This window comes from Pseudomonas kairouanensis (assembly GCF_004682055.1).
Lineage (GTDB): Bacteria > Pseudomonadota > Gammaproteobacteria > Pseudomonadales > Pseudomonadaceae > Aquipseudomonas > Aquipseudomonas kairouanensis.
On the sequence record NZ_QUZU01000032.1, the window covers coordinates 66254 to 75970 of the forward strand.

General features: G+C 62.8%; 8 protein-coding genes and 1 pseudogene. 7 read left to right on the forward strand and 2 right to left on the reverse strand.

Annotated elements, in window-relative coordinates:
• Window positions 1-73 precede the first annotated feature (73 nt).
• Window positions 74-1153, reverse strand: a complete 1080-nt coding sequence (locus DYL59_RS22215) for a patatin-like phospholipase domain-containing protein (RefSeq protein ID WP_135291104.1) — start codon at window positions 1151-1153, stop codon at window positions 74-76.
• A gap of 149 nt (window positions 1154-1302) precedes the next feature.
• Between DYL59_RS22215 and DYL59_RS22220 the strand changes: the two genes are divergently transcribed.
• From DYL59_RS22220 to DYL59_RS22235, 4 genes are read left to right on the forward strand one after another with little or no spacing between them, the layout of a single operon-like run.
• Window positions 1303-1605, forward strand: coding sequence for a PepSY domain-containing protein (locus tag DYL59_RS22220; RefSeq protein WP_135291105.1), 303 nt, complete (start codon window positions 1303-1305; stop codon window positions 1603-1605).
• On the forward strand, window positions 1605-1907 hold the full coding sequence (locus DYL59_RS22225) for a PepSY domain-containing protein (protein WP_135291106.1): 303 nt from the start codon (window positions 1605-1607) through the stop codon (window positions 1905-1907). The genes DYL59_RS22220 and DYL59_RS22225 overlap by 1 nt, the downstream gene beginning before the upstream one ends.
• Window positions 1907-2575, forward strand: coding sequence for a response regulator transcription factor (locus DYL59_RS22230; RefSeq protein WP_016980045.1), 669 nt, complete (start codon window positions 1907-1909; stop codon window positions 2573-2575). The genes DYL59_RS22225 and DYL59_RS22230 overlap by 1 nt, the downstream gene beginning before the upstream one ends.
• Window positions 2572-3885 (forward strand): sensor histidine kinase, encoded by a 1314-nt coding sequence (locus DYL59_RS22235; protein ID WP_135291107.1) that lies wholly within the window; start codon window positions 2572-2574, stop codon window positions 3883-3885. The genes DYL59_RS22230 and DYL59_RS22235 overlap by 4 nt, the downstream gene beginning before the upstream one ends.
• A gap of 136 nt (window positions 3886-4021) precedes the next feature.
• Here DYL59_RS22235 and DYL59_RS32235 read toward each other — a convergent pair whose 3' ends face one another.
• Window positions 4022-6169 carry a methyl-accepting chemotaxis protein gene (locus tag DYL59_RS32235; RefSeq protein WP_135291108.1) on the reverse strand — a complete coding sequence of 716 codons (2148 nt, stop codon included), beginning with the start codon at window positions 6167-6169 and terminating at the stop codon, window positions 4022-4024.
• Window positions 6170-6413: 244 nt separating this feature from the next.
• Between DYL59_RS32235 and DYL59_RS22245 the strand changes: the two genes are divergently transcribed.
• From DYL59_RS22245 to DYL59_RS32150, 3 genes and pseudogenes are all read left to right on the forward strand, one after another.
• Window positions 6414-7733 carry a Na+/H+ antiporter family protein gene (locus tag DYL59_RS22245; protein ID WP_167496707.1) on the forward strand — a complete coding sequence of 440 codons (1320 nt, stop codon included), beginning with the start codon at window positions 6414-6416 and terminating at the stop codon, window positions 7731-7733.
• Window positions 7734-7817: 84 nt separating this feature from the next.
• Window positions 7818-8639, forward strand: a pseudogene (locus DYL59_RS32145) (cache domain-containing protein); the annotation flags it as partial.
• 102 nt (window positions 8640-8741) lie between these two features.
• Window positions 8742-9497 (forward strand): methyl-accepting chemotaxis protein, encoded by a 756-nt coding sequence (locus DYL59_RS32150; RefSeq protein ID WP_420359299.1) that lies wholly within the window; start codon window positions 8742-8744, stop codon window positions 9495-9497.
• The last annotated feature ends 220 nt before the right edge of the window (window positions 9498-9717 follow it).

The window sequence follows — 9717 nt, forward strand, 5'->3', positions numbered from 1 at the left end:
TGTTCTCAGCTCGTTCAATATCTGGCAGGCGGCGAGTTTAACAGCTTGGCCCGCCGCCGCGCATGCCGCTGGATCAAAGGGCCTGCAAGCGCTGGCCCAGCCCACCGTTATCGGCCAGTTCCAGGAACTCATCCCCCAGCCGCCGGCTCTCGCTCATTGCGGTCTGCCAGTACTTGTTGCGGCTTGGGTCGTCGCCCATGAAGCGCTTGAAGTCACTGCGGTCCGGCAATTTGCCATGGGGCAGGCGGGCCAGGTAGTCCCTGGACGGAGCCAGCAGCAGCACATCCTGCAAGCCCTGCTGGTTGCTGCGTCGCCAGGGCAGGCCTTTGTCGAACCAGCCGGGGATGACCCGGTCGGTGAAGTGCGGGTACAGCACAATGTCATCGCCGTGGTAGGGCAGGTCGAGGTGATAGTCCAACAGGCCGCCGTCGCGATAAGTACCGGCGCCGGCACCTGGCAGGTCGCGTACACCTTGCATCACCATGGGGATCGAGCCCGAGGCCAGGAGGGCCTGGCGCAGGTTGCCCAGTTCCAGGTCAAGGTAACGCGAAGGGAAATCCTTCAGCGGGTGCACCGGCGGCGCTTGGCGCGGGTCGTGGATGATCAGCCGTTCGAAGTGTCGCGATAGCCGTGCGCGGCCCCGCAGGTTGTCGGCGATCACTGACGACAAGCCCAGCCCAAGCCGCCCGCGGTGGTCGTCGGCGAGCAGGCCGTGGCTCTTGACCACCATGATGTTCAGGCGGTAATCGGGGTTGTCCAGCACCCGTGCATCGCGCCCGGCCAGCAGGTCATCGAGCATGCGCTGGCAACTGCGGCTGACCTCGGCCATGGTCACGCCCTTGGCGAAACGTTGTTCGTTGTACAGGCGACCCAGGTCCAGCAGGCCTTGCACCGGGTCGGGCAGGCAAGCGCTGGCAAAGCGCCAGGAGCCGATGGACGCGCCGATCAGCGCCCGCTCCCGTGGGGCCCGGGGCAGCCAGTCGCCGAACAGCGCCAGGTCCAGGCCCTGGATACCCAGCGCCTTGGGGCCACCGGCCGCGCCAGGGAGGATGCCGACGTCAGCCGGTTGCAGGCCTTGCTCACGGATGCGGGTGAAAGCGCGTTTACCGGCTTTTAGTGTCAGGGCGGAAAACTTGATGTGGATGGCGGTCATACCGGCCTCTTGTGCAGCGAGCGGGGGATTATAGGAAAAGTCATCGGGCGTTGGGCGTAAGAAATTGCCATGGTGGCAATTCAGTTTCAGTTAAGTTGCAACGGGTAGCGTGGCCGGCGTAGGAAAACCAACGTGTACGGAGACCCGCCATGAAGCGCCTTACAGTTCTGGTTGCCGCCGCTATCATCGCTTTTTCGGCGAACCAGGCCGGGGCCGTTGACCCCGGCAAACCACTGAAAGTGCCCGCCACTGTTACTATTGTCGCGTTTGACCAATTGGAAGCTGCAGCCTTGGCCCTGCATCCCGGCTCAAGGTTGCTGGACACCGACCTGGACGAGGAATACGGAAAGTACGTCTATGAAGTCGAGCTCGAAGACGCCCACGGCATCGAATGGGACGTTGAATTGGACGCGCTGACCGGGCATGTTCTCAAGAATCATCAGGAAACCTAATGACGGTATATCTACGTGCCAGTGGGCTGGTGCTGCTGGTTTTTTGCTCAAGCCTGACGGCGCGCGACCTTGACCAGGACGAAGCCTTGGCCTTGCGTCAGCAAGGTGTGATCCTGCCGCTGGAGCAACTGCTGCAGCAGGCCATGGCCCGCTACCCCGGCTCTCGGCTGCTGGAAGCTGAGCTGGAAAAAAAACACGGCCAATATGCCTATGAAGTGGAACTGGTGACCACCGAAGGGGTGGTGCGCGAGATCAAGTTGGACGCGGCCACCGGTGTGCTGATCAAAGACGAGGAAGACTGATGCGCCTGCTTCTGGTGGAAGACAACGTGCCTCTGGCCGATGAACTATTGGCCGGCCTGCAGCGCCAAGGCTATGCCGTCGACTGGCTGGCCGATGGCCGCGACGCCGCTTACCAGGGCCGCAGCGAGCCCTATGATTTGATCATCCTCGACCTTGGCCTGCCCGGTCTGCCAGGGCTTGAAGTGTTGGCGCAGTGGCGCGCCGCCGCACTGGCCACCCCGGTATTGGTACTCACCGCGCGCGATTCCTGGGCCGAGCGTATCGAAGGGCTCAAGGCCGGTGCCGACGATTACCTGAGCAAGCCCTTTCACCCGGAAGAGTTGCACCTGCGTATCCAGGCACTGTTGCGCCGCTCCCATGGCCAGGCCAACCAGCCCACCTTGCAAGCGGCTGGCCTGCATCTGGATGAGGGTCGCCAGTGCGTGCTGCGCGACGGCGCCGAGATCCAACTGACCGCCGCCGAATTTCGCCTGTTGCGCTATTTCATGTTGCACCCCGAGCAAATCCTGTCCAAAAGCCACCTGGCCGAGCATCTCTATGACGGCGAGACCGAGCGCGACTCCAATGTGCTGGAAGTGCACGTTAACCACCTGCGCCGTAAATTGGGGCGCAGTGTGATCGAAACCCGACGTGGCCAGGGTTACCGGTTTGGCGCCAGCCCCGCATGAGGTCGATTCAACGGCGCCTGAGCCTGGGGTTGATCAGTGTGATGGTGATCGTCGGCGTAGCGCTGGCGCAAACCAGTCTGTGGTTGTTCGAAGCGGGTTTGCAGCGCTACCTGGAGGCGGGGCTGCGCAACGACAGCGAGAGCCTGCTGGTGGCGCTGGTGCGTGGGCCGGACGGCCTGCAACTGCATGAGAAACGCCTGTCGCCGGCCTATCAGCGGCCGTTTTCCGGGCACTATTTCCGCATTGATTTCGCCGACAAGCATTGGCGCTCGCGCTCGCTATGGGACCAGGACCTGCCGCACCTGCCCGAAGCGGGGCTCAAGGGTAATTTGCAGTTGGGGCCGGAAGGCCAGCAGTTGTTAGTGCTGCGTGAGGACTACAAACGCTTCGGCCAATCGATCTCCATCAGTGTGGCCCAGGACTACACGCCAGTGCGGGAAAGCTTTCGCCTGATGCGCCAGATCGGTCTGGTACTGGGGTTGGCGGCGTTGCTGCTGGTGCTGATCCTGCAACGGGTCACCGTGCGCCGCGCGCTGCGCCCGTTGGAAACCGCCCGCGAACAGATTGCCCAACTGCAACAGGGCCAGCGCTCCCAACTCGACACCCAGGTGCCGCTGGAACTGGAGCCGTTGGTGGCGCAGATCAACCACTTGCTGGCGCACACCGAAGACAGCCTCAAACGTTCACGCAATGCCTTGGGCAACCTTGGTCACGCCCTCAAGACCCCGTTGGCGGTACTGCTGAGTGCGGCGTCCAGCGAGGCGCTCAAGGACCAACCCGAACTGAGCAAACTGCTGCGCGACCAATTGCAGCAGGTGCAACAACGCCTCAATCGTGAACTCAACCGCGCGCGATTGGCGGGGGAAACCCTGCCGGGCACGTTGTTCGATTGCGAAAAAGAACTGCCGGGGTTGTTGGCCACCTTGAACATGATCCACGGCGAACACCTGGACTTGAGCTACCAGGCCACGTCGGGCCTGCAATTGCCCTGGGACCGGGAAGACCTGCTAGAGCTGCTGGGTAACCTGCTGGACAACGCATGTAAATGGGCGGATGCCGAAGTGCGGCTTAGTATCAGTGAGACCGCGCACAGCTATCTGCTGGCTGTAGAAGATGACGGCCCTGGCATTCCTGCAACCCAGCGTGACCAGGTGTTCAGTCGTGGCACGCGCCTGGATGAGCAGATTCAGGGGCATGGCCTGGGGCTGGGGATCGTGCGGGACATCGTCGAAGTGTGGGGCGGGGTGTTGCAATTGCAGGAGAGCGAATTGGGCGGCCTCAAAGTGCTGATCGAACTGCCCAGGCACTGACGCCGATCAGAAAATGTGGGAGCGGGCTTGCTCGCGAATACGGTGTGTCAGATAAGAATTTACTGACTGATACGCCGCATTCGCGAGCAAGCCCGCTCCCACATGAGATCTACTCAAGGATCAGGAAGGGTGGGGCTCACACCCGAAACTGATCCATCAACCCCTGCTGCTGATTGGCCAAGCTATTCAATGCCTGGCTCACCCGCGCCGACTCATTGGCCTGCTCCGACAACGATTCGGTCACATCGCGAATCGTCGCCACGTTGCTGTTTATCTCCTCGGCCACCGCGCTTTGCTCTTCGGCGGCGCTGGCTATTTGCAGGTTCATGTCGCTGATCACCGTGACGGCATCGCCGATCTGGCGCAGGGCCGTCACCGCTTCTCCGACCTGTTCGACGCTGCCCTGGGCCTGGCGATAGCTGTTGCCCATCGAACCGACCACCTCTTCGGTGCCGTTCTGCAAGTGCTCGATGACCAGGCGGGTTTCTTCCACCGACTCCTGGGTACGCCGCGCCAGGTTGCGCACCTCGTCGGCCACCACGGCAAAACCACGGCCAGCCTCACCGGCGCGGGCAGCTTCAATCGCCGCGTTGAGCGCCAGCAGGTTGGTTTGCTCTGCGATGCCGCGAATCACTTCCAGTACCGAACCGATTTTTTCACTGTTGGCAGCCAGGCCTTCCACTTGCGCCATGGCGGTGCTCATATCCGCCGCCAGGTGACCGATGTTGGTGGTGGTGCGGTCGATCACGGTCAGGCCGTCGCGCGTAGCCTGGTCGGCATCGCGGGCGGCTTGGGCGGCCTGGGCGGCGCTGCGGGCGACGTCCTGGGCGGTGGCGCTCATTTCGTGGGAGGCGGTGGCCACCTGATCGACCTGGCGGTACTGCTGCTCCATGCCCGCGCTGGTTTGCGTGGCAATTGCGGCCGACTGGTCGGCGGTGCCGCGGGCGTCCTGCACCGAGCGTTTGACCTCGGCGATGATCGGTTGCAGCTTGTCGAGGAAGCGGTTGAACCAGCCGGCCAGTTGGCCCAGCTCATCCCGTTTGTCGTAGGCCAGCCGGCGGGTCAGGTCGCCTTCGCCGCTGGCGATGTCTTCGAGCATATGCGCCACGCCAAGGATCGGCCGCGTCACGCTGCGCGCCATCAGCCACACCAGGATCAAACCGACCACGGCCGCAATCAGGCCCAGGCCCAGTTCCAGCAAGGTGCCTTGGGCATTGTCGGCATCCAGTTGCGCCTTGAGCGCTTCGGCGGGAGCCACCAGCACCTGCTCCGGCACATCCAGCAACACGCCCCACGGCTTGCCATCCGGGATCGGTGCGAAGGGCGCCAGCACCTTGAGTTGATGGTCGGTGCGCAGGCTGCGGATATGCGTGCTGCTGGCCAGGGCGCTGATCACTTGCGCGCCGTTGGCAGTGTCAACCTCATTCAGGCGCTGGCTCAGCTTGCTGGCATCGGCGCTATAGCCGGCCAGCACCCCGGTGGGGCTGAGGATACTGACCTGGGTCTGGCCGTCGTACAGCTTGTGGCTGGCCTGTTGGCTCACGGCCTGCAGGCTGTTGAGGTTGATGTCCACCGACAGCGAGGCAATGACTTTGCCATTGACCATCAGCGGAAACACGATGCTGGTCATCAACACGTTTTGCCCGTTGATGGTGTAGAAGTACGGCTCGATCACGCACGGCTTGAGGGTGGTGCGCGGGCAGGTGAACCAGGCGTTGGCCTTTTCACCGCTGGGGCCCACGCGGGTGTCGGACATGTCGCTTTCCGGCAAGGCCATCGATTCCAGTTTGCCGGGGGTGGGCTGCGACCAGTACAGGGCGAAACGGCCCTTGTCGTTGCTGCCCAGCTCGGCCTGGTCTGCGAACAGCTCGTCCTTGCCGTCCAGGGCATTGGCTTCGAACACCAGGGACAGGCCCAGCAGGTCCGGGTTGGCCTGTAACGCGGCCTTGACCTGGCGGGTCAGGTCTTCGCGGGTGTCGAAGGCGTCGAGGAAGCGCTTCTCGGCCTGTTCGCGCAAAAACAACACTTGGCGCGAGAAACCATGACCGTACTGATAGGCGTCCATGAACTGGCGGCGGATGCCCAGCGCCTGCACTTCGCCCTGGGCCTCGATGCGCGACTGGGCGGCTTCATCGAGCATCTGCATGCTGGACGCCTTGACCTGCTGCGAACTCTGCTCCATGCGATACAGCGACAGACCCACCAGCAAGGTCACGATCCCCAGCAGGCAAAGGCCGGCGAGCAGGGTGATTTTCCATTGAATGGACAGCTGTCTGAGGGACATCGAGGAGCATCCTTAACCTGAAAACACAATGAATCAGGTTATCGGCCGCTTTTTTCGGATCTTTATTATTTAAACGTTCAATTGAAACTCAAAAGCGGCGCCGTTTTTTGACATGCAGCCCCACCTGCTGCAAAGTGCGCGCCCTCTAATAAGACCTCCTTCACGCCTGCACGCCGGTAGCCACCCAATGGCCGCCGGGGCGCGGGCATGCCTGTTTTGTATGTTTCTGCTTGAGGTAACCATGATTAACGCAGTCATTGCCGCGGTCGGCACCATGCTGGTGCTCAGCCTGTCCCGTGTGCATGTGGTCATCGCCATCATCGTCGGCGCCCTGGTGGGTGGCCTCACCGGCGGCCTGGGGATCGACGCCACGCTCACCGCCTTCAATGGCGGCCTGGGCGGGGGGGCCACCGTGGCCCTGTCCTACGCCTTGCTCGGCGCTTTCGCCGTGGCCATTGCCAAGTCCGGCCTGGCGCATGCCCTGGCCGACAAGGCGTTGATGCTGGTGGACCGCCAGGAAGCCACGGGCGGTAGCCACGTCAAATGGCTGTTGATCGGCTTGCTGTGGGTGGTGGCGATTGCGTCGCAGAACATCCTGCCGATCCACATCGCGTTTATCCCGCTGTTGGTGCCGCCGCTGCTGTACGTGCTGACCAAGCTGCAACTGGACCGCCGCCTGATCGCCTGTGTGATGACCTTTGGCCTGATCACGCCGTATATGTTCCTGCCGGTGGGCTTCGGCAATATCTTCCTCAACCAGATCCTGCTGGCCAACGTGGCCAAGAGTGGGGTGGACATCAGCCAGGTCAACGTCACCCACGCCATGAGCCTGCCGGCCTTGGGCATGGTGGTGGGCCTGCTGGTGGCGGTGTTTGTCAGCTACCGCAAGAAGCGCGTGTACGACCTGGAGAAAATCGAACGGGTCGAGCAAGTGGCGGTGCAATACAACCCGCTGACCCTGCTGGTGGCTGGCCTGGCGATCGCCTCGGCGTTCATCATCCAGTTGTGGCTGGACTCGATGATTATTGGCGCCCTGGCGGGCTTCCTGATCTTCTCGGTGTCGGGCATCGTGCGCTGGAGCGACACCGACGACCTGTTCACCGAAGGCATGAAGATGATGGCCATGATCGGCTTCATCATGATCGCTTCGTCGGGCTTTGCCGAAGTGCTCAAGGCCACAGGCGATGTGCGTTCGTTAGTGGAAGCCTCGGCCGCGTTCATCGGCCATAGCCGGGGTGTCGGCGCGTTGCTGATGTTGCTGGTGGGGCTGCTGGTGACCATGGGCATCGGTTCGTCGTTTTCCACGGTACCGATCCTGGCCGCGATCTTTGTGCCGTTGTGCGTGCAACTGGGTTTCAGCCCGGTGGCTATCGTATGCATCGTCGGCACCGCCGGTGCGTTGGGCGACGCGGGTTCGCCTGCGTCGGACTCGACCCTCGGCCCGACCTCCGGCCTGAACATCGACGGCCAGCACCACCATATCTGGGACACCGTGGTGCCAACGTTCCTGCACTACAACATTCCGTTGCTGGCCTTTGGCTGGTTGGCGGCGATGACGCTCTGACGGTGGTGAGTAGGGCTGTTCATTACAGAAACTTCCTACGCCGCCGATAATCTCTCTAGTCGCCACTAATAAGAGAGAAAAGCCATGCGTCTGAGCCTGAAGGCCAAAGTCCTGTCCCTGGCCATCGTGCCGGTGTTGCTGTTTGCCGTCGTCATCAGCCTGACCACGGTGTGGATCCTTCAGGGCCAGGCGCGCAACGAGGTGGAAGAAACCCGCCAGCGCCTGCTCAACGATGCCAAGGCCACCCTGCAAAGTTATGTGGAAGTGGCCCTGAGCACCGTCAAGCCGCTTTACGACGCGGCAGCCCCTGGGGATACCGTCGCGCGGGCCCAAGTGGTCAAGCTGCTGTCGAATATCAGCTACGGCAAGGACGGCTACTTCTTCGGCTACGACTCCGAGACCATCCGCCTGTTCAAGGGCAACAGCCCAGACGGCGTGGGCAAGAGCTTCAAGGACAATCGCGACCCCAACGGCGTCTACGTCAACCGCGACCTGGTCAAGGTCGGCAAGGACGGCACCCACTACCTGCAATACAGCTCCACCCAGCCGGGGCAGACTGAGTTGGTGCCCAAGCTCGGCTACACCGAATACCTGCCCAAGTGGGACATGGTCATCGGTACGTCGGTGAACCTGGACGGCATCGAAGCCCAGGTGGCGGTGGTCCAGGCCAAGGTCCAGACCCGCATGGAAGGCGTTTTGCTGAGCATCCTCGGTGTGGCCGTGGTGGTGTTGCTGGTGATCGCCGCCGTGGGCCTGCTGGTGGCCAATACCATCCTGCGCCCGCTGAACCTGATGAAAGCCAACCTCGACGACATTGCCGCCGGTGAAGGCGACCTCACCCGCCGCTTGGCCATCACCAGCCAGGATGAACTGGGCGACCTGGCGGGTGCGTTCAACCGCTTTGTCGACAAGATCCACGGCCTGGTGCGCCAGATCACCGAAATGACCGGCCAACTCACCGGCCTGGTCAGCCAGGTGTCCGATCAAGCCCAGCGCTCCGAGCAGGCCATGGAGCGTCAGCGCCACGAGACTGACCAGGTGGCCACCGCGATCAACCAGATGTCTTCCGCTGCCCACGAAGTGGCGCGCAGTGCCCAGGGCGCCGCCGTTGCCGCGCAGCAGACCGACGCCGAAGGCCAGGCTGCCAAACGCGTGGTGGACGGCAGCATCGCGCAGATTCACGCGCTGGTGAGCGATATCCGCAGCAGTGGCGTGTCCCTCGACAGCCTGCAACAGGACGTGTCGTCCATCGTCAGTGTGCTGAGCGTAATCCGCTCCATCGCCGAACAGACCAACCTGCTGGCCCTCAACGCCGCCATTGAAGCCGCGCGGGCCGGGGAGGCCGGGCGTGGTTTTGCGGTGGTGGCCGATGAGGTGCGCGCCCTGGCCAGCCGCACCCAGACCAGCACCCAGGAAATCCAGGGCATGATCGACCGCCTGCAAAAAGGCACCGAGGCCGCCGTGGACGCCATGCGCCGCTCCAGCGATGCCGGCGATGGCACTTCGGCCCAGGCCAACGAAGCCGGGGCGTCGCTGGACACCATGGCCCAGTTGATCGGCACCATCAACGCGATGAACGCCCAGATCGCCAGCGCCGCCGAAGAGCAGACCGCCGTGGCCGAAGAGATCAACCGCAGCGTGCACCAGATCGCCGTGGCGGTGGACAGCGTGGCCGATGAAACCCAATTGGGCGCCCAGACCTCCCGTAGCCTGGCGGATCTTGGCCAGCGGCTGGGGCAGTTGGTGGGCCAGTTCCGGATCTAACCTTTGTGGTGAGGGAGTTTGCTCCCACGGGGGAATGTATTCAGATGCCAAACCTGGCACAGATCCAAGTGTGGGAGTGGGCTTGCCCACGATGGCGGTGGGTCAGCCAGCAAATGCATCGACTGACACTCAGCCTTCGCGAGCAAGTCGAATCGTCGCACCGCCGCTCCCACAGGGAATCGTTGGTGTACTCAATTCCCAAGCCCGCCACAGATCCAAA

Bases quoted from the DNA above. Each gene is read 5' to 3' on its own strand.
- DYL59_RS32235 (WP_135291108.1), bottom strand. From the start codon at position 6,169: ATGTCCCTCAGACAGCTGTCCATTCAATGGAAAATCACCCTGCTCGCC.
- DYL59_RS22230 (WP_016980045.1), top strand. From the start codon at position 1,907: ATGCGCCTGCTTCTGGTGGAAGACAACGTGCCTCTGGCCGATGAACTA.
- DYL59_RS32150 (WP_420359299.1), top strand. From the start codon at position 8,742: ATGGAGCGTCAGCGCCACGAGACTGACCAGGTGGCCACCGCGATCAAC.
- DYL59_RS22225 (WP_135291106.1), top strand. From the start codon at position 1,605: ATGACGGTATATCTACGTGCCAGTGGGCTGGTGCTGCTGGTTTTTTGC.
- DYL59_RS22235 (WP_135291107.1), top strand. From the start codon at position 2,572: ATGAGGTCGATTCAACGGCGCCTGAGCCTGGGGTTGATCAGTGTGATG.
- DYL59_RS22220 (WP_135291105.1), top strand. From the start codon at position 1,303: ATGAAGCGCCTTACAGTTCTGGTTGCCGCCGCTATCATCGCTTTTTCG.
- DYL59_RS22215 (WP_135291104.1), bottom strand. From the start codon at position 1,153: ATGACCGCCATCCACATCAAGTTTTCCGCCCTGACACTAAAAGCCGGT.